This is a genomic window from Parasphingorhabdus sp. (assembly GCF_036964565.1).
Taxonomy (GTDB): domain Bacteria; phylum Pseudomonadota; class Alphaproteobacteria; order Sphingomonadales; family Sphingomonadaceae; genus Parasphingorhabdus.
Genome location: NZ_JBALTN010000006.1, coordinates 256,114 through 275,584, shown reverse-complemented (window position 1 = coordinate 275,584; position 19,471 = coordinate 256,114). Strand labels below are relative to the sequence as shown.

At 62.2% G+C, this 19,471-nt stretch carries 16 protein-coding genes; 14 read left to right on the top strand and 2 right to left on the bottom strand.

What is annotated here, in order from left to right; translation table 11 throughout:
* Positions 1-119 precede the first annotated feature (119 nt).
* The 5 genes from V7650_RS10760 to V7650_RS10740 all read left to right on the top strand — a co-directional run bounded on the left by V7650_RS10760 (position 120) and on the right by V7650_RS10740 (position 4,775).
* The gene (locus V7650_RS10760) at positions 120-860 is read left to right on the top strand and encodes a DUF7544 domain-containing protein (RefSeq protein ID WP_335656246.1); all 741 of its coding nucleotides are present in this window, start codon (positions 120-122) and stop codon (positions 858-860) included.
* 115 nt (positions 861-975) lie between these two features.
* Positions 976-1,461: a (2Fe-2S)-binding protein gene (locus V7650_RS10755; RefSeq protein ID WP_335656245.1), complete on the top strand. Its 486-nt coding sequence runs from the start codon at positions 976-978 to the stop codon at positions 1,459-1,461.
* A complete protein-coding gene (locus V7650_RS10750) occupies positions 1,458-3,698 on the top strand; it encodes a xanthine dehydrogenase family protein molybdopterin-binding subunit (RefSeq protein WP_335656244.1) in 2,241 nt (746 codons plus the stop codon). Before V7650_RS10755 ends, V7650_RS10750 begins: the two co-directional genes overlap by 4 nt.
* Positions 3,699-3,711: 13 nt before the next feature.
* A complete protein-coding gene (locus tag V7650_RS10745; RefSeq protein WP_335656243.1) occupies positions 3,712-4,182 on the top strand; it encodes a c-type cytochrome in 471 nt (156 codons plus the stop codon).
* Positions 4,179-4,775, top strand: coding sequence for a nucleotidyltransferase family protein (locus tag V7650_RS10740; RefSeq protein ID WP_335656242.1), 597 nt, complete (start codon positions 4,179-4,181; stop codon positions 4,773-4,775). The genes V7650_RS10745 and V7650_RS10740 overlap by 4 nt, the downstream gene beginning before the upstream one ends.
* Before the next feature lie 35 nt (positions 4,776-4,810).
* Here V7650_RS10740 and V7650_RS10735 read toward each other — a convergent pair whose 3' ends face one another.
* Positions 4,811-5,452 (bottom strand): queuosine precursor transporter, encoded by a 642-nt coding sequence (locus V7650_RS10735; RefSeq protein ID WP_335656241.1) that lies wholly within the window; start codon positions 5,450-5,452, stop codon positions 4,811-4,813.
* Between the two features lie 125 nt (positions 5,453-5,577).
* Between V7650_RS10735 and V7650_RS10730 the strand changes: the two genes are divergently transcribed.
* From V7650_RS10730 to V7650_RS10705, 6 genes are all read left to right on the top strand, one after another.
* A complete protein-coding gene (locus V7650_RS10730; protein ID WP_335656240.1) occupies positions 5,578-6,147 on the top strand; it encodes a TIGR00730 family Rossman fold protein in 570 nt (189 codons plus the stop codon).
* A gap of 40 nt (positions 6,148-6,187) precedes the next feature.
* Positions 6,188-7,420, top strand: a complete 1,233-nt coding sequence (locus tag V7650_RS10725; protein WP_335656239.1) for a NupC/NupG family nucleoside CNT transporter — start codon at positions 6,188-6,190, stop codon at positions 7,418-7,420.
* A gap of 44 nt (positions 7,421-7,464) precedes the next feature.
* The gene (locus V7650_RS10720; RefSeq protein WP_335656238.1) at positions 7,465-8,409 is read left to right on the top strand and encodes an isopenicillin N synthase family dioxygenase; all 945 of its coding nucleotides are present in this window, start codon (positions 7,465-7,467) and stop codon (positions 8,407-8,409) included.
* On the top strand, positions 8,406-9,011 hold the full coding sequence (gene udk / locus V7650_RS10715) for a uridine kinase (protein ID WP_335656237.1): 606 nt from the start codon (positions 8,406-8,408) through the stop codon (positions 9,009-9,011). Before V7650_RS10720 ends, udk begins: the two co-directional genes overlap by 4 nt.
* Before the next feature lie 250 nt (positions 9,012-9,261).
* Positions 9,262-12,723 (top strand): TonB-dependent receptor, encoded by a 3,462-nt coding sequence (locus V7650_RS10710; protein WP_335656236.1) that lies wholly within the window; start codon positions 9,262-9,264, stop codon positions 12,721-12,723.
* Positions 12,724-12,892: 169 nt separating this feature from the next.
* On the top strand, positions 12,893-13,906 hold the full coding sequence (locus tag V7650_RS10705) for an NAD-dependent epimerase/dehydratase family protein (RefSeq protein ID WP_335656235.1): 1,014 nt from the start codon (positions 12,893-12,895) through the stop codon (positions 13,904-13,906).
* Position 13,907: 1 nt separating this feature from the next.
* Here the strand turns inward: V7650_RS10705 and V7650_RS10700 are convergent, their stop codons facing one another.
* Entirely contained in the window at positions 13,908-14,474 is a 567-nt protein-coding gene (locus V7650_RS10700) for an NADPH-dependent FMN reductase (RefSeq protein WP_335656234.1), read from the bottom strand.
* Between the two features lie 140 nt (positions 14,475-14,614).
* On the opposite strand from V7650_RS10700, the gene V7650_RS10695 reads away from it, so the two are divergent.
* The 3 genes from V7650_RS10695 to V7650_RS10685 all read left to right on the top strand — a co-directional run bounded on the left by V7650_RS10695 (position 14,615) and on the right by V7650_RS10685 (position 19,426).
* Positions 14,615-15,775, top strand: a complete 1,161-nt coding sequence (locus V7650_RS10695; protein ID WP_335656233.1) for an acyl-CoA dehydrogenase family protein — start codon at positions 14,615-14,617, stop codon at positions 15,773-15,775.
* 139 nt (positions 15,776-15,914) lie between these two features.
* A complete protein-coding gene (locus V7650_RS10690) occupies positions 15,915-17,129 on the top strand; it encodes an acetyl-CoA C-acetyltransferase (protein WP_335656232.1) in 1,215 nt (404 codons plus the stop codon).
* A 107-nt stretch (positions 17,130-17,236) separates the two neighbouring features.
* Entirely contained in the window at positions 17,237-19,426 is a 2,190-nt protein-coding gene (locus tag V7650_RS10685) for a 3-hydroxyacyl-CoA dehydrogenase NAD-binding domain-containing protein (protein ID WP_335656231.1), read from the top strand.
* The last annotated feature ends 45 nt before the right edge of the window (positions 19,427-19,471 follow it).

The window sequence follows — 19,471 nt, the reverse complement described above, 5'->3', positions numbered from 1 at the left end:
GGGAAAGTGTCGCAGAATCCCCATGACGGGGCAAGCGCGAAGATTGACTCGCGGTTCAACTTTACCCGGAGGAATAATTGTGCCAGCCTGACCGGCGAACGGATCAGGGGGATTGAAGCATGGCTGACGCAGTGGGCAAGATCGATATCAGCCGGGTGCTGAACAATACATTTGGCGTCATAATGCGGCACCCGGCCATTTATCTGGGGCTGTCCTTCCTGATCATCGGCGTTCCCAATGCGCTCCTGCAGACCATGCAGGGCGGCTACAGTTCCGGTCCGGACGGGTTTGCCGTCAGCACCAACTATTCGGCGCAGGGATTTGGCTTCCTCGCCCTGATGCTGCTTTCGATCCTTTTGCAGGCGACGCTGATCGTGGCGACGCTCAATGATCTGGGCGGCAAGCCGCTCAGCCTCGGAGACTGCGTGTCGCGTGCGGTCAAGAAGCTGCTGCCGCTGATCGGCCTGGGCATAGTGATGGGCCTGGGCATTGGCTTCGGCCTGCTGCTGCTGATCGTGCCGGGGATCATTCTCTATCTGATGTGGGTTGTGGCTACACCGGTGATGATGGCGGAAGACCGCGGGATCATCGACTCGCTCAAGCGCAGCGCGGACCTGACGTCGGGATCGAAGCGGATGATCCTGGTGCTGTTGCTGATCTTCTTTGCGCTGGCCTTCGTGTTCGGGCTGTTTGTCGCTTTCTTCGGTTCGCTGGGGACGGTTTTTCTGGGGATCATCACGCTGGTCAGCAACACGATCACCGGCGCGCTGCAGGCGGCCGGGGTGGCATCCATCTATGTCGATCTGCGAACCGAAAAGGAAGGCACGGATACCAGCGCCCTCGCCGATATATTTGCCTGAGGCGGCAGCGGAGTGATCCAGCCGGGCCGGGGCCATGTCCCAAAGGACACTTGGCTTGCAGCCAGCCCTCCGCTATAAGTTGCAAATTGCCATTCAATAATCCGGGAGCGATTGCATGATCACGCTGAACGTCAACGGCCAGCCCCGGGAGGTCGATGCCGATCCGGCGACGCCGATATTGTGGGTGGTACGCGAGAATCTCAACCTGCCCGGCACCAAGTTCGGCTGCGGCATTGCCCAGTGCGGCGCTTGCACCGTGCATCTCGACGGCAAGCCGGTGCGCAGCTGCTCGACGCCGATTTCGGCGGCCGAGGGCAAGAGTATCACCACCATCGAGGGTCTTGCCAGCGACGACGGCACGCTGCACCGGGTGCAGCAGGCGTGGATCGAGGCGCAGGTGCCGCAGTGCGGCTATTGCCAGTCGGGCCAGATCATGTCGGCAACCGCGCTGCTGCAGAAAAACCCGCAGCCGACCGACGCCCAGATCGACGCCGCGATGGCGGGCAATGTCTGCCGCTGCGGCATGTACAACCGGATTCGCGCCGCGATCAAGGCGGCCGCAGGCATCGAACAGGCCAAGGCGACGGAGACGGCGGCATGAGCAAGACAGCGACCGACCGCCCCGGAACCAAGGGCAAGTGGACTCGCCGCGCCTTCATCGGTGCCGGCGTCGTCGCCGGCGGCGCGCTGGTGGTGGGCGTCGCCGTGCGCCAGGGCAACCCGACCGAGCGGCTGAGCCCGCTGCTCACCGACGGCAAGGATGAGCAGCTGCTCAACGCCTGGGTCAAGGTCGGGGCCGACAATGTCGTCACGGCGGTGGTTCCGCATGTCGAAATGGGCCAGGGCGTCTATACCGCGCTGGCGCAAATGCTGGCCGACGAGATGGACGCCGACTGGAACAAGGTCCGGATTCTGGAGGCCCCGGCCGACATGCAATATGTTTCCGATTCGATCGGCCGTGACTTCCTGTTTCCCGATCTGGAGGTGCCGGCGCTGTTCGAGCCGACGGTGGCCGGGGGAATTCTCGAACTGGCCCAGGCGATGGGCCTGCAGTTCACCGGCGGCAGCTATTCGGTGCGCGCCACCGGCCAGCGCGCGATGCGCACCGCCGGCGCCGCCGCCCGCGAAATGCTGGTCGCCGCCGCGGCGAGCGCATGGCAGGTGCCAGCGTCCGAAATCACCACCGCCAACAGCATGATCCTGCACAGAGGAAGCGGCAAGTCCGCCCCCTTTTCGCAATTCGCGCTCGCCGCGGCGGAGCAGAGCCTGCCGGCCAAGCCGACGTTGAAATCGCCGGAAAACTACACGATCATGGGCCAGCCCAAGGCGCGCCACGACATTCCCGAAAAGGTCGATGGCAGCGCGATATTCGGTATCGATGCCCAGGTCCCCGGCATGAAATATGCCGCGGTCCGGGCCGCGCCGGTGGTCGGGGCCACGGTCGAATCGATGGATGCGACGACCGCGAAGACGATGCCCGGCGTGCTGCAGATTCTCAACATGGGGGATTTTGTCGCGGTGGTTGCCGACGGTTACTGGCAGGCCCAGCAGGCGCTGAACACGATCGACACCCAGTATAGCAAGACCGAAGGCGACGGCCTCGACCAGGATGCGATCTTCGCCCGCTATGCCGCCCATCTCGACGAGGCCGGCGAGGACGGCGGCGATATCGAGACCGAGCAGGGCGATGCCGCGAAGGCGTTTGCCGGCGCGGCGGTCAAGGTGGAAGCCGAATATAAAGTGCCGTTCCTGGCCCACGCCACGATGGAGCCGATGAACTGCACCGCCTGGGTGCGCGACGGCAAGTGCGACGTCTGGTCGGGCCACCAGGCCCCGGTCAATGCCCGCCAGGCAGCGGCGGACGCCGCCGGTCTGGCGTTCGAGGACGTGACCTATCACAACGCCTATCTCGGTGGCGGTTTCGGCCGCCGGTCGGAAAGCGACAATATCGTCATGGCGACGCGGATCGCCAAGGCCACCGGCTATCCGGTCAAGATGATCTGGTCGCGCGAAGAGGATACCGCGCAGGACCATTATCGCCCCTCGGCGACCAGCCGCTTCCGCGGCGGCCTCGACAAGGAGGGCAAGGCGGTCAGCTGGAGCAATATCCACACCCATTTGTTCGACCCGAAGGACGCGCCGACCGTCCCCTATTACAATATTGCCAGCCACCGGATCCGCAAGGTCGACGTGCCGATGCAGCTGCGCTTCGGCCCATGGCGCTCGGTCGACCACAGCCAGCACGGTTTCTTCATCGAATCCTTTGTCGACGAAATGGCCCATGCCGCCGGCAAGGACGGCTATGTCTTTCGCCGCGAACTACTCGCGGGATCAGCGCGCCATCTCAAGGTGCTCGACACCGCCGCGAAAATGTCCGGCTGGGGCAGCGCGCTGCCCGAGAAGCACGGCCGCGGCATCGCTTTCGTGCCGTCCTTTGGCTCGATCGTGGCGCAGGTCGCCGAGGTCGACATGAGCGGGCCCAAGCCAAAGGTGACCAAGGTCTATGTCGCCGCCGATCCCGGCTTTGTCATCAACCCGGACGGCTTTACCGCGCAGATGGAAAGCGCGATTGCCTATGGCCTGACCGCCGCGCTCTACGGCGAGATCACGCTGAAGGACGGCAAGGTCCAGCAGAGCAATTTCCACGACTATCCGATGCTGCGCATGAACGAGATGCCGGCGGTCGAGGTGGCGCTGATCAACGGCGACCACAAGCGTCTGGGCGGCGGCGGCGAACCCGGCCTGCCGCCGATTGCACCTGCGGTCACCAACGCGATCTTTGCCGCCACCGGCAAGCGGGTTCGCGAACTCCCGCTGTCCAAGCACAGCTTTGCCTGATCGGATCCGAACCATGACCATCGTCCGCAATCTTGCCTGTCTCGCGCCTCTCCTGCTCGCCGCATGCGGCGCCGATCCGGCACCCGGACCGGTCGAGCAGATCATCGTCCGCGAAGCGGGGGCCGAACCGGCAACCGCCTCGCCTGCCGCTTCTGGCGGGGATTCGGCAACCGCGCTAGTCGCCGCAGGCAAGGCCGCCTTTGCCAATTGCGCCGCCTGCCACGCCATCGCCCCAGACGCGGCCAATGGCGCCGGCCCCAATCTGTTCGGGATCGTCGGCAAGCCGGCCGCACAGGTCGCAGGATTTGACTATTCCGACGCGCTCAAGGCCTCCGGCATAACCTGGACCGCGGCGGAGCTGGACAGTTTCATAGCCAACCCGGCGGCGAAGGTTCCCGGCACGACGATGGTCGCCGGGGCGATTGGCGATGCGGCGCAGCGCAAGGCGGTGATCGCCTATCTCGAGAGCAGCGCCGCCAATTGAGCGCGCGTTCCGGCATCCTGCTGGCGCTGCTGGCCGCCGGACAATCGCGCCGATTTGGTGACCCAGACAAGCTGAGCGCCTTGCTCGGCGACAAGATGCTAGGCTTGCATGCCGCCGAAACGGCCGCGGCCATGCCCTTTGCCGGCAAGCTGGCGATCGGTTCGCCGGCGCATGACTGCGCTCCGCAATGGCGCGAGCTCGGCTATGACATGATCGAAAACCCGGAAGCTTTGGAGGGTCAGGCCAGTTCGGTCCGGATTGCCGCGGCGCATGCTCTGGACAGCGGGGCCGCGGCGCTGTGCGTGCTGCTGGCCGACATGCCCTTTGTCACGGCTGAACATCTCGGCCAGCTGATTCGCGCGTTCGAGCGATCGGGTGAAACGGTCGCTTCCGCGCGCGGCGGGCAGGTCATGCCTCCGGCGATTTTTCCTGCCGAAACGCTCGAACAACTGCTGGCGCTGGAAGGCGATACCGGGGCCCGGGCGGTGCTGGCGAGTGCCGAGCGGATCACCGGCAACGACCCGCTGCTGATCGACGTCGACACGCGCGAGGATCTGGCGCGGGCCAATATCATCTACAACCGGATCCGCTAGCCCTTCGCCGAAGCGCGGCGCCGGATCGATCGGACCTATTCGCGGTCGAGCCGCTCGCCCAGCTTGACGAAGAATATGATCAGGAACGGCACCAGCAGGAACGACAGCACGACCTTGGCCGACCCCTGTCCGAGCAGCAGCTGGCCGATCGGGCGTTCGCCGTAGAAGGCGATGGTGATGAAGATGACCGTGTCGACTATTTGCGACAGGGCGCTGGCGATGGCGGCGCGCAGGGCCAGCAAGGCGCCCTTCATGCTGGCGAGACGCGAGAAGATATAGACGTTGAGAAACTGCGACACGCCATAGGCGATGATCCCGGCAAACATCAGCCGCGCGCCCTGCGACAGGATGATCGGAAAGGCCTCCTTGGCCGGCTCGTACATGCCCGGATCGGTCGGCAGCGCCAGCACGATCTGGATCAGGACGATCGCGGTGATCAGCGGAATGAAGCCGAAGCGGACCAGCCGGTTGGCAACATCGCGCCCGTGCAGCTCGGCCACGGAGCTCGACAATACCACCAGCAGCAGGAACGGGAAGATCCCGGATTCGACCGCCAGCGGTCCGATCGCAACCTGTTTCGCGCCCAATATTCCGGCGATGCAGGTCATTCCGCCATAGAGGACCGCGAAGACGAACAGCGAGCGCGGGATGAGATTGGTTTTTGCAGTATCTGTCATCGCGATGATCTAGCGTGGTCTGTCGCGAAAAAAAAGAAATAGTCACGCGGCGCATTTTTTCTATAGGGAAAAAGAAACGTACATTATCAGATCGCGGCGCTTCGTGTCGCGCGATCGGGGGCAATTTGCAAAGACTGGCTGTTTATTGTGGGGCCAATGCCGGGAACCATCCGGCCTATGCCGAATCCACCATCCTGCTCGGCAAGGCGATGGCGACGCGGGGCGTCGACCTGGTCTACGGCGGCGGCCGGCTTGGCCTGATGGGCATCATCGCCGACACCGTGCTGACCGAGGGCGGCCGGGTTCATGGCGTCATCCCCGAGATGCTGAAGGATCTGGAAGTCGCGCATACCGGCGTGACCGAGCTGCATATCGTCAGGAACATGCACGAGCGCAAGGCCAAGATGACCGACCTGACCGATGCCTTTGTCGCCCTGCCGGGCGGCGTCGGCACGATGGACGAACTGTTCGAAGCGTGGAGCTGGAACGCGCTCGGCTATCACAACAAGCCCTTTGCCATTCTGAATATCGCCGGATACTGGGATTCGCTGATCGCCTTTCTCGATACGATGACGGACCAGGGCTTTGTATCCGCGGACCGGCGCAAGCATCTGATCATCTCGGACGATATTGACGACTGTCTCGATCGTCTCGCCGCGGCCTGCAACACCGAGGCCGGGAGTTTCACCTGGTGAGCGTCGTCCGCTCCACCCCTTTGATGGGAAGAATCACATCATGGCTATCCTGACCAGCCTTGCCGGCATGGCATTGATCCTGCTGATCGCTTTCGGCCTGTCGACCGGGCGGCGCAATATTCGCCTGCGCGTGGTCGGCGCCGCCTTTGCGCTGCAGGCGGGCATTGCGGTGATCGTGCTCTATATTCCGGCCGGCAAACGAGTCATCGAGGCGATGGCCTTCGGCGTTTCGAACCTGCTCGGCTATGCCTCGGCGGGTACCAATTTCATCTTTGGACCGCTGGCCGATCCGACGATTGGCGGCAACAGCTTCGCGATCGCGGCGCTGCCGGTGATCATCTTCTTCTCGGCGCTGATCTCGATCCTCTATTATCTCGGCGTGATGCAGTTTGTCATTAAATGGGTCGGCGGCGGTATTCAGAAGGTCACCGGCATCTCGAAGGTGGAATCGCTGTGTGCAGCGGCGAATATATTCGTCGGCCAGAGCGAGTCGCCGCTGGTCATCCGGCCCTATCTCGCCAGCCTGACCCAGTCGCAGCTGTTCACCGTGATGAGCGTGGGCATGGCCGGTGTCGCCGGCACGATCCTCGCGGCCTATGCGGCGATGGGCATCCGCATCGACTATCTGCTCGCCGCCGCCTTCATGTCGGCACCCGGCGGCATCCTGATGGCCAAGATCATCATGCCGGACAATCCAGAGGATCCGGCGCCGGAAGAGCTGGCGATAGCCGTCGAATATGAGGACGAGAAGCCCGCCAATATCATCATGGCCGCGGGCATGGGCGCACAGACCGGCGTCAAGCTGGCGGTAGCGGTCGGCGCGATGGTGCTCGCCTTTGTCGCCCTGGTCGCCCTGGCCAACGGCCTGCTTGGCGGCATTGGCGGCTGGTTCGGCTATCCGGACCTCAGTTTCCAGCAGGTGATCGGCTATATTTTCGCGCCGATCATGTATCTGATCGGGGTCCCGTGGGACGAGGCGCTCGGCGCCGGCGGCCTGTTCGGGACCAAGGTGGTGCTCAACGAATTTGTCGCCTTCATCGAACTGGGCCAGATGCAGGACGGTATCTCGCCGCTGACCAACGCGATCGTCATCTTCGCCCTATGCGGCTTCGCCAATTTCAGCAGCATCGCCATCCAGCTGGCGGTGACCGGCGGTCTCGCGCCCAACCAGCGCCCGGTTATCGCCAGGCTTGGCCTGCGCGCACTGGCCGCGGGATCGCTTGCCAATCTGATGAGCGCGGCCCTCGCCGGGGTCCTGCTGTCGCTCGGCTGACCGATCGCGATTGACAAACGCGCCCGAGGACGCATCTTGATATTATGACCCAGAATCCAGACACGCTCGCTGCCGTCTCCCTCGCCATGGCGGAAGACGATCCCGATGCCTTCGCCGAACGGATCGGCCGCAGCTTTTCCGACTGGGGCTTTGCCGTCGTCGCCGATCACGGCATCCCCGACGAGCTGATCGCCCGCGCCGAAGCCATGTCCCGCGCCTTTTTCGCGCTGCCGGAAGATGTGAAGCGTGCCTATCATATTCCCGGTGGCGGCGGGGCCCGCGGCTACACCCCGTTCGGCACCGAAAGCGCCAAGGATAGCAACATCAGCGACCTCAAGGAATTCTGGCATATCGGTCGCGAACTACCCGACGGGCATCCGTTCGAACCCTATATGCCGCCCAATATATGGCCGCAGGAGCTTGACGGCTTTCGCGAAACCTATCTGGAAATGTTTGCGGCCTTCGACAAGGCCGGCGCGCGCATCCTGGAAGCGATCGCCCGCTATCTCGAGCTGGCGCCGGACTTCTTCGTCGACACGGTGAGGGACGGCAATTCGGTGATGCGGCTGATCCACTATCCGCCGGTCCCGGAAGATTCGCCCGCCGTCCGCGCCGGGGCGCACGAGGATATCAACACCATCACGCTGCTGATCGGTGCCGAGGAGGCTGGCCTGGAACTGCTTGACCGCAAGGGCAACTGGCGCGCGGTCACTCCGAAGGCGGGCGAGCTGGCGGTCAATATCGGCGACATGCTGCAGCGGCTGACCAACGACCGCCTGCCGTCGACCACCCACCGCGTCGTCAACCCGGCGCCGGACCGGCGCGGCTTCTCGCGCTATTCGATGCCCTTCTTCCTTCACTTCCGGCCGGACTATGAAATCGAGACCCTGCCGAGCTGTGTCGATCAGACCCATCCGGATCGCTATCCGGAGCCGATCACCGCGCATGACTATCTGCAACAGCGGCTGCGCGAAATCGGCCTGATATGACCCCCAGGGCGATTGGTATCAGCGGCGGCAGCTGTTCCGGCAAGACCACGCTGACGCGGAAAATCCTCGACCGTCTGGGTCCCGACCAGTGCGTGATCCTGCCGCAGGATGACTATTTTTTCGGGCTGGGGGATGCCCCCGCGGGCAAGGGCGGTCCCAATTTCGATCATCCCGACGCGGTCGATTTCGATCAGATGTGCGCGCAACTGGCGCAGCTGAAGGGCGGACAGGCGATTGACCGCCCGCTCTATGATTTTCCCACTCATATGCCAAAGGCAGAAACCGAGCGCACCGAACCGCGGCCGGTGATCCTGATCGACGGCATATTGATATTGCAGCACAAGCCGCTGCGCGATCTTCTCGATCTCGGCATTTTCGTCGAATGCGATTCCGGGACGCGTCTTGCCCGCCGACTCGAACGCGATGTCCGGGAGCGGGGACGCACCGCCCAATCGGTACGGGAACAATTCGCCAATCAGGTCGGGCCGATGCACGATCTTTATGTCGAGCCATCGAAAATCCATGCCGATATCGTGATAAATTCGCAACAGTGTGAATCGGCGTTCGACGCCCTGTTCGATCGGGTCGTCTCCGAAATATAGTGCGATAAAACAACGGGATGGCACGCCGACACGGCGATCGACATCTGCATTTTCCGACCGTTTCGGCGCTCTTCATTTCCCTCCCGGAAAATAAAATGCTGCACCGCGGCATTTCTCGTTTCACTTGAGACAAAACTGTCATTTAAGGGCCCTAGAGACGGCCTGCATTGATCTCTCTGTCGATGGTTTGCAGGCGATCATCCTACTACATTCTATTTTTCTAGCGGTTTATGAACGGGGAATTCATATCATGAAAATCAAATATCTTCTGGCTGCCAGCGTTGTCAGCCTGTCCACCGCCGGCCTGATGGCCGTTCCGGCAGCAGCGCAGCAAATCACCTCGGGTATTGAAGGCACCGTCAGCGACGAGTCCGGCAATTCCCTGCCCGGCGCGACCGTAGTCGTCACCGACACGCGTACCGGTGCAGAGCGCTCGATCTCGGCGGGTACGTCCGGACAGTTCCGCGCAGAAGGCCTGACCACCGGCGGACCCTATACCGTCACCGCAACCGCTCCCGGCTATGAAGGCCAGACGCTTGAAAATGTCCGCATCAACCTGCAGGGCAACACCACCCTCGGCTTCACGCTGACCACCGGCGCCAGCGAAAATGTCATCGTTGTCACCGGCGCACGGGTCGCGATTTCGCAGCTGGCGATCGGCCCCGGACAGTCCTTTGGCGCTGCCGAACTGGAAACCTTCCCGACCATCACCCGCGATATCCGCGACTTCATCCGCATCGACCCGCGCGTCAGCCTCGACCGCTCGGGCTCGAATGACCGCGTCAGCTGCCTTGGCGGCAACGACCGCGCCAACTCCTTCTCGGTTGACGGCATCATCCAGTCGGACGTCTACGGCCTGAACGGCACGCCATTTGCCTCGCGCAACTCGCTGCCGCTGCCGTTCGACGTCATCGCCGAAACCTCGGTCGAGTTCGCTCCTTATGACGTCGAATATAGCGCCTTCACCGGCTGCGCGATCAACGTCGTGACCAAGGCTGGCCAGAACCAGTTCCACGGCAGCGCCTTCTTCACCTATTCCGACAGCGGCTTGCAGGGCGACAAATTTGCCGACACAGACCTGACCATCGATCCGTTCAACGAGAAACGCTATGGCGCGACCCTGTCCGGTCCGATCATTCCGGATCACCTGTTCTTCTCGTTCGGCTATGAAGAAGCCAAGCTCGGCTCGTCGCAGGTAACCGGCCCCATCGGTGCCGGCTTCGGCACCGAACTGCCGTTCGTCACCGAAGCGCAGTTCAACACGGTCTCCGACATCGTTCGCCAGAATTTCGGCATCGAGTCCGGCGGCATCACGCGCAGCCTGCCAGAATCCAACCGCCGCTTCTTCGGTCGTCTCGACTGGGTAATCAACGACCAGCACCGTTTCGAGGCCACCTACCAGCGCCTCGACGAGACCAAGGTCAGCTCGGACGATGTCAGCACCTCGAGCCGCACCTATTCGGGCAACAACAGCTTCTATAACTCGGGTACGGAATCCAACTATTATTCGGCGCGTCTCTATTCCAACTGGACCGATCGCTTCTCCACCGAAATCCGCGCTTCGCGCTCGGAAGTCCAGGATCTTCAGGATCCGGTCGGCGGCGGTGAAGCACAAAGCGGCAATCCGATCCCGCGGATCGTCGTCGGTGTCGTCAATCCGGACAATGGCCAAAATGGCTCGCTGGTCTTTGGCCCCGGCTTTTCCCGCGCTGCCAACGACCTGAAGACCGAAATCAACCAGTTCAAGGTCAAGGCCAATCTGGAAGCCGGCGATCACAACCTGACGCTGGGCGGCGAACTGAACCACACCAAGGTGTTCAACCTGTTCGTGCAGAATGCCACGGGTACGTTTACCTTCGCCAATGTCGCCGATCTGCAGGCCGGTCTGCTTGCCTGCGGTACCAACACCTTCCCGACGGCAGACCAGATTCAGGGTGGCAGCGTCGCCAACTGCCTGGCCAACAACGCCGCGGCAGGATTTTACGGCAACTATTCCTTCTCGGGCGATGTCAATGACGCAGCGGCCAACTGGGAGCGCGGACTTTTCTCGATCTACGCACAGGACGAATGGAAAGCCACGGATCAGCTGACGCTGGTTGGTGGTGTTCGTCTGGACTGGCTCGACGGTGATGCACCGGCGGCCAATCCGGTCTTCCTGGACCGCTACGGTTTCACCAACGCCAATGCATTCAGCAAGGTCGACCCGGTCCTGATGCCGCGCTTTGCTGCGACCTATGACATGTTCAACCAGGGCTTCTTCAGGGATACCCAGGTCCGCGCCGGCGTCGGCATCTTCACCGGCGGCGATCCGTCCGTTTGGCTGTCCAACGCCTTCCAGAACAATGGATTTGGCGTGGGTCAGGGACGGAGCGGCACAGCAACTTGCGTTCCTGCCGGCACGCAGCTCGCGGTTCCGACCAACGGCTCGGCGCCGACAGCGCCAACCTGTGCGGTCGATGCCGGTGTTGATACGGCCGCTCGCGGCCTCGGCGATGCCCAGTCGACCGACCCGAACTTTAAGACCCCGACGGTGCTGCGCGCCAACTTCGGCGTGTCGACGACCTTCGGTACCGGCAACGGCGGCTTCTTCGACGACTGGAAGCTGAACTTCGACTATATCTTCAGCCGCTTCCGCAACTCGGCCGATTTTGTCGATCTGTCGCAGGTGGTCAATCCGGCTCTCGGCCTGAACGGCTTCACCGTTGACGGCCGTCCGATCTATCGGGCCATCGATCCCAATAATGCTGGTTGTACCGCAACCCTGACCGGCACCGGTGGCGTGTCGCCGACATATACCAATGTCAATGCGGCCTGCTTCAGCACCAGCCGGGATGACGAGATCCAGCTGACCAATGGCGCATCCTTCAACAGCCATGTGGCTTCGGTCCGGCTTGGCAAATACTGGGACGGCGGGCTGCTGACCGACAACGGCAGCGTCAGCTTCAACCTCGGCTATGCCTACACCAACGCCAAGAACAACCGCTACAATGCCAGCTCGACCGCAACCTCGAGCTTCGACATTGTCGCGGCCTTTGACCGGCAGAACGTGGCCGTTGCGACCTCGGAATATGAATCGCGCCACAACATCACCTGGGCGATGAACTTCCGCGAGGAGTTCTTCGGTGATCTCGCCACCCAGCTTGGCTTTGTCTTCGTGGCGCGTTCGGGTCGTCCGTACAGCGTTACCTTCGACAATGGTGCGGTGTTCAACGACTCGTCATCGGGCAATGACAACGCGCTGCTCTATGTACCAACGGGTCTGACCGACCCCAATGTGGTCTATGTCGATAATGTCGTCGGCGGCAATGTCGTGCAGACCGCTGCAGAAGCAGCAGCGGGCCTCGACGGTTATATCAACGCCAACAAGTGCATTGCGAAATATCGCGGACAGTCGATCCCGCGCAACAGCTGCCGCAATGACTGGTTCTTCGACCTTGATATGCGCCTGTCGCAGGAACTGCCCGGACCGGGCCGCCTGTTCGGTGTCGAGGACAAGATCCAGGTCTTTGCCGATTTCAACAACGTGCTGAACCTGATCGACAGCGGTGCCAACCTGTTCCGCTCGCGCAACTACACCACTCCGCTGATCACCGGCGGCTTCGATGGCAACGGCCGGTACGTGATGAAGGGCTTCTCGCCCGACGACACGAACTTCCAGAATCTGTCCGCATCGCTGTGGCGGATCCAGCTGGGCGTTCGCTACGAATTCTGATCAACGCTTCGACAAAACGGGAAGGGCGGTACTGAAAGGTACCGCCTTTTTTGTCGCAGCACGCTGTTGATAGGGACAAGCCGCGAATGCAGCAAAATGCAGCATAATGCTTGTTCCCTTTCCATTTCTTTACCAGTTCGTGCTAGGGCGTTGGCCAAGGCAACCGAGGATGGGCAAGCAGATGAACGAAGCCGGAAAAGATCCTGTACTGGTGACCGGGGCCGCCGGCTTTATCGGCCATGCCGTCTCCTGCCGGTTGATCGAACGCGGGGAGACGGTGGTCGGGATCGACAATCTCAACGACTATTACGACCCGGCGCTCAAGGCCGCGCGGCTGGCCAATCTGCAGGGCCTGGCCGGATTCCGCTTTGTGGAAATGGACATTGCCGATGCCGATGACGTCAAGGCGCTGGTGCTGGCAGACGGGATCCGGCGGATCATCCATCTCGCCGCGCAGGCCGGCGTCCGCTACAGCATCGACAATCCCTTCGCCTACCAGAAATCGAATCTGCAGGGGCATCTGTCGCTGCTCGAAGCCAGCCGTCATGCACCGGATTTCCAGCATCTGGTCTATGCCTCGTCCAGCTCGGTCTATGGCGACAAGCCGATGGGCGGGAGCGGCTTTACCGAAGACGAACCGGTCAACGAGCCGGTATCGCTCTACGCAGCCACCAAGCGGTCCTGCGAACTGATGAGCCAGTCCTATGCGAAACTCTACGGCTTTCCGCAGACCGGACTGCGCTTCTTCACCGTCTACGGGCCGTGGGGCCGGCCCGACATGGCCTATTTCGGCTTCACCCGGAAGATTCTGGCTGGCGAGCCAATCGAGGTCTACGGCGAAGGCCGGATGGCGCGCGACTTCACCTATATCGATGATATTGTCGACGGCATATTGGGCGCGCTCGACCGGCCGCCCGAACGGGAGGGCCATCGCATCCTCAATATCGGAGACAGCCATCCGGTCGGGCTGATGGCAATGATCGAGACGCTCGAGACGGCGCTTGGCGTGACGGCGAGCAAGATCATGCGCCCGATGCAGCCTGGCGATGTGACAGCCACCTATGCCGATGTGTCGCGGCTGCACGCGCTTACCGGCTATCAGCCCAAGGTGATGCTGGAGGAGGGCCTGCAGCGCTTCGTCAGCTGGTACCGGGATTTTTACGGCAATATGCCGCCTAAGTGATTCAACGCGCCTCGGCGCGCAGCATCACCTGCTCGGCAACCAGTTCCAGTTGCTGGTTGACCCCGGGATCCGCGCAGACCCCGTCGCGGAACATGCCGCCGGAGGCATTGATGCCGACACCCAGCGGCGTCGGCCAGCCGCGCAGCGAATGGACGATCGAGCGCAGCGCCGCCAGCGTGCTGCCGACCGCCTGCCAGCCATGGGCGGTGACGATCAGCCCGATCGGCAGGCCGTCGAGATAGACCCGGTCGTCGGTTGATGTCTCTTCGATATAGTCGATGGCATTCTTGACCAGGCCGGAAATGGTGCCGTGATAGCCGGGGCTGGACAATATCACGCCATCGGCGCGGCGCACCAGCGCGACCAGGTCCTTGCCGGTCTGGTTGAGGCCCGCAGGATCCGAACGATAATGGGGCAGCGCCATCAGCCGGTCCGATCCGAACAATTCGGTTTCGGCGCCGGCAGCCGCAGCCGCTGCCAGGGAGATCGAAAGCGCCATTTCGGTCGATGAAATGGGGCTTGTCGTGCCGCCCAGCCCGAGGATGAAGGGTTTCTTTGTCTGTTCCACGCCCCCGCCATACCGATGGTTGCCCGGCAATTGCAACGCCCTTGTTTCTTAATTGACCGATTAAACCTCGCCCATTAAGACTGGGACAAAATCGGCGGGCGCGGGCACGCCGGCCCTCTCTTGGATTGAAGGATATTCCCATGCGCAAATTTACCGAAGAACAGCATATGTTTCGCGACGCCTATCGCCGCTTTCTCGCCGACGAGGTCGCGCCGCGGATGGATGAATTTCGCGAAGCCGGGATTGTCGACCGGGAGATATTCAAGAAGGCCGGCGACCAGGGGTTTCTGATGATCTGGCCGGACGAGAAATATGGCGGGATGGGCGACAATGATTTCCGCTACGAACAGATCATCATCGAAGAAACCGCCCGGGCCGGTTGCGGCGAATGGTATAACACGCTGCACAGCCGGCTCGTCGGACCCTATCTGAAGAATATCGGCAACGAGGAACAGCGCGAACGCTTTCTGCCGAAATGCGTCAGCGGCGAAACGATCCTGGCGGTCGCGATGACCGAACCGGGCGCGGGCAGCGATCTGTCCGGCATGAAGACGATGGCCAAGGACATGGGCGACCACTGGCTGCTCAACGGGTCGAAAACCTATATCTCCAACGGCATCAACGCCGATGTCGTGATCGTCGCGGCGAAGATCGACGGGGTCGAGGACAAGCACGCGATGGTGCTGCTGATCGTCGAGCGCGGCATGGAGGGGTTCGAGCGCGGCAAGAATCTCGAGAAAATCGGACTGCACGCGCAGGACACGGCGGAACTGTTCTTCAATGACGTCAAGATACCGAAGGACAATACGCTGGGCACGCCGGGCAAGGGCTTCATCCACCTGATGGAGGGCCTGGCCGAGGAACGGCTGATCGCCATGGTCGGTTATGCCGCATCTGCGCGCCGCGCCTTTGACGTGACGCGCGAATTCGTCATGGAACGCGACGTGTTCGGCAAGAAACTGGCCGACATGCAGAACACGCAGTTCAAGATGGCGGAGATGGACGCCAAGATCGACATGCTGCAGGTCTATGTCGATCATTGCGTCGACATCCACAACCAGGGCGGGCTCAACGCCAATATCGCCGCCAAGGGCAAGATGCTGGGCAGCGAAATCGAATGGGAAATGGCCGATCTCGGGCTGCAGCTGCACGGCGGTGCCGGCTATATGAAGGAATATGAGATTAGCCGGATCTTCACCGACGCGCGGATGAGCCGCATCTACGCCGGCTCCAGCGAGATCATGCGCTATATCGTCGGACGCGACGTTTTCAGCCAGAAATATCAATCTATCCTCGAATAGCCTATGGTGGAAACAGAAGAAGGCCACGGTGATTCGGGTCGCCGTTGCTTGACGTTTACGTAAACTGCTTGACTGTGTTGCAGTGCAACATTAGCATCGGGCCCAAACCATGCCATTCGTTCAACGAGAGGAATTCCGAATGACCGAAGCCTTAATTTTTGACGCCGTGCGATCGCCGCGCGGCAAGGGCCGCAGCGACGGCGCCCTGCACGAAATCACCGCTCTCGACCTTGCCGCGCAGGTGCTGGCATCGGTCAACGACCGCAACGGTCTGGACGGCCATGAAATCGAGGATATCGCCTTTGGCTGCGTCTCCCCCGTCGGCGAACAGGGCGCGGTGATCAGCCGGATGGCGGCGCTCAAGGCCGGCTATGCCGACACCACCTCGGCGATCCAGGTCAACCGCTTCTGCGGCTCGGGTCTGGAAGCGGTCAATATCGCAGCGGGCAAGGTCTGTTCCGGCGAAACCGATCTGGCGGTCGGCGGCGGCATCGAATCGATGTCGCGCATCCCGATGGGCAGCGACGGTCTTGGCGGCATGGCCGACCCGACTTTGGTGTTCCAGGAATATTTCGTGCCGCAGGGCATTTCCGCCGACCTGATCGCCACCAAATATGGCTATAGCCGCGACGATGTCGACGCCTATGCGGTCGAAAGCCAGAAGCGCGCCGCCCGGGCGTGGGACGAGAAGCGTTTCGCCAAGTCGATCCTGCCGATCCGCGATGTGATCGGCGAAGTCGTGCTCGACCATGACGAGCTGATGCGGCCGGAGACCGACATGCAATCGCTCGGCGCGCTTGGCCCCGCGTTCAAGATGATGGGCGAGCAGATGCCCAGCTTCAACGATGTCGCGATCCTCAAGCATCCCGAGATCGAGAAGATCAACCATGTCCACCATGCCGGTAACAGCTCCGGCATCGTTGACGGCTCGGCAGCGGTACTGGTCGGCAACGAAAAGGCCGGCGAGAAATACGGCCTGAAGCCGCGCGCGCGGATCGTCTCGATGGCCGCGATCGGCTCCGAACCGACGATCATGCTGACCGGTCCGGAATTTGCCGCGCAGAAGGCGCTGGAACGCGCCGGCATGACCGCCAGCGATATCGACCTGTGGGAGCTGAACGAGGCCTTTGCCGCGGTTGTCCTGCGCTTCATGGACGCCATGAAGGTCGACCACAGCGTCATGAACGTGAACGGCGGCGCGATTGCCATGGGCCATCCGCTCGGCGCGACCGGCGCGATGATTCTCGGCACGGTGCTCGACGAGCTTGAACGGTCGGGCAAGTCGACCGCGCTGACAACGCTCTGCATCGGTGGTGGCATGGGCATCGCCACGATCATCGAACGGGTGAATTAATTTTCGTGCTCCGCACGTGATGCGGAGCTCCGGAGGGCTGGCAACCGCCCTCTCGCCAAGGCTCCGCATCAACGGCGGAGCACAGGATGAGAAAGCAAGGAAAAGACATGACCTACGAAACATTCACAGTCGATACCGACAGCGACGGCATCGCTCTCGTCACCATCGACCTGCCCGGCCAGTCGATGAACGTCTGGAACCAGGCGCTGATCGCCGATTTCAAGAGCTTCGTCGAAGAGCTGATCGGCAACGACGATATCAAGGGCGCGGTGATTACCTCCGGCAAGCCGTCCGGCTTTCTCGCCGGTGCCGATCTCAACATGCTCGGCGCGTCCAAGGCCGACAGCATGGCGGAAGCCTTTGAAAGCGCCTGGGAGCTGAACGGCATGCTGCGTCGCATGGAAACCGGCGGCCACAGCGCCAAGGACCTGCTCAAGGGCACGGCCCATGCCAAGCCGGTGGCCTGCGCATTGAATGGCCTTGCACTCGGCGGCGGTCTCGAGCTTGCGCTCGCCTGCCACTACCGGGTCTGCGCCGACAATCCGAAGATCCAGCTCGGTCTGCCCGAAGTGCAGGTCGGCCTGCTGCCCGGTGGCGGCGGCACCCAGCGGCTGCCACGCCTGGCAGGCCTGCAGGCCGCCGGCATGATGATCATGATGGGCAACCCCGCAAATCCGCAGACCGCCAAGGCGCAGGGCTTCATCGATGAAGTCGTGCCGGCCGACGAGGTCGTCGCCAAGGCCAAGCAATGGGTCAAGGCCAACCCCAAGGCGTCCGCGCCATGGGACAAGAAGGGCTATAAGTTCCCCGGCGGTGCCGGATCGATGGATCCGCGCGCGGTGCCGCTCTATCTCGGCTCCTCGGCGATCGCTCTGAAGCAGAGCAAGGGCAATTACGAGGCGGTCAAGGCGATCCTGTCCTGCCTCTACGAGGGCTCGATGCTGCCGATCGACACCGCCTTGCGCGTCGAGAGCAAATATTTCACCAAGCTGCTGAGCGGCCCGCAGGCCAAGAACATGATCCGCACCCTGTTCATCAACAAGCAGGCAGCGGAAAAGGGCGCGGCGCGTCCCGAGGGCGTGCCGAAATCCGAGATCAAGACGGTCGGCGTGCTCGGCGCCGGCCTGATGGGCTCCGGCATCACCCATGTCACCGCCAAGGGCGGCATGGATGTCATCGTCCTCGACCGCAATATGGAAGAGGCGCAAAAGGCGATCGCCTACAGCCAGAAGATCGTCGACAAGAATGTCTCGCGCGGCAAGATGACCAAGGAAAAGGCCGAGGCCTTCATGGCCCGAATCAAGCCGACCGACAATTATGACGATCTCAAGGATGTCGACCTGATCATCGAGGCAGTGTTCGAGCGGCCCGATGTCAAGGCCGACGTGATCCGCAAGACCGAAGCGGTGATCGGCAAGGATGTCGTCTTTGCCTCCAACACCTCAACCCTGCCGATCACCGGCCTCGCCAAGAACAGCGATCGGCCGGACCAGTTCATCGGCATGCATTTCTTCTCGCCGGTCGAGAAAATGCCGCTGCTGGAAATCATCCCCGGCGCGGAAACCGGCGACAAGGCTCTGGCCGTGGCGCTCGACTATAACGCCAGGATCCGCAAGGTGCCGATCGTTGTCAAGGATGTCCGCGGCTTCTACACCAACCGCGTGTTCCCGCCTTATGCCAACGAGGCGATGCTGATGGTCGCCGAGGGCGTGAAGCCGGCGCTGATCGAGAATGCCGCAATCGCCATGGGCATGCCGATCGGCCCGCTGGCCGTGGTCGACGAAACGACGCTGCAGCTCGGCTACGACATCATGACGTCAACCAAGGAAGACATGGGCGATGCCTATGTACCGAGCGGCACCGAACAGCTGATGGAGGTCATGGTCAAGCAGATCGACCGGCGCGGGCGGCGCTTTGGCGGCGGGTTCTACGAATATGGCGAGGACGGCTCCAAGAAGCTCTGGCCCGGCCTGGCAGAGCATTTCCCGCTGGCGGAGGAGCAGCCGGACGTCGAGGAGGTCAAGCAACGGCTGATGTTCATCCAGCTGATCGCCACGGCGCAATGCTATCACGAGGGCGTGGTCTCCGATCCGCAGTCCGCCGATCTCGGCGCGATCTTTGGCTGGGGCTTTGCGCCTTGGACCGGCGGCCCGATGAGCCATATCGACACCATGGGCGTCGACAATTTCGTCCGTGTTGCCGACAATCTGGCGCAGAAATATGGCGAGCGGTTCAAGCCGCCGATGAGCTTCCGCGAGAAGGCAGATGCCGGCGAGAGCTTTTACAAGGCCGCCTGACCTTGCACCAAAGACCGAAAGAAAGGGCTCCTTCAGGGGCTCTTT

Coding starts and splice junctions, on each gene's coding strand:
- V7650_RS10685 (WP_335656231.1), top strand. CDS start 17,237: ATGACCTACGAAACATTCACAGTCGATACCGACAGCGACGGCATCGCT.
- V7650_RS10745 (WP_335656243.1), top strand. CDS start 3,712: ATGACCATCGTCCGCAATCTTGCCTGTCTCGCGCCTCTCCTGCTCGCC.
- V7650_RS10725 (WP_335656239.1), top strand. CDS start 6,188: ATGGCTATCCTGACCAGCCTTGCCGGCATGGCATTGATCCTGCTGATC.
- udk (WP_335656237.1), top strand. CDS start 8,406: ATGACCCCCAGGGCGATTGGTATCAGCGGCGGCAGCTGTTCCGGCAAG.
- V7650_RS10705 (WP_335656235.1), top strand. CDS start 12,893: ATGGGCAAGCAGATGAACGAAGCCGGAAAAGATCCTGTACTGGTGACC.
- V7650_RS10735 (WP_335656241.1), bottom strand. CDS start 5,452: ATGACAGATACTGCAAAAACCAATCTCATCCCGCGCTCGCTGTTCGTC.
- V7650_RS10710 (WP_335656236.1), top strand. CDS start 9,262: ATGAAAATCAAATATCTTCTGGCTGCCAGCGTTGTCAGCCTGTCCACC.
- V7650_RS10760 (WP_335656246.1), top strand. CDS start 120: ATGGCTGACGCAGTGGGCAAGATCGATATCAGCCGGGTGCTGAACAAT.
- V7650_RS10720 (WP_335656238.1), top strand. CDS start 7,465: ATGACCCAGAATCCAGACACGCTCGCTGCCGTCTCCCTCGCCATGGCG.
- V7650_RS10755 (WP_335656245.1), top strand. CDS start 976: ATGATCACGCTGAACGTCAACGGCCAGCCCCGGGAGGTCGATGCCGAT.
- V7650_RS10695 (WP_335656233.1), top strand. CDS start 14,615: ATGCGCAAATTTACCGAAGAACAGCATATGTTTCGCGACGCCTATCGC.
- V7650_RS10750 (WP_335656244.1), top strand. CDS start 1,458: ATGAGCAAGACAGCGACCGACCGCCCCGGAACCAAGGGCAAGTGGACT.
- V7650_RS10690 (WP_335656232.1), top strand. CDS start 15,915: ATGACCGAAGCCTTAATTTTTGACGCCGTGCGATCGCCGCGCGGCAAG.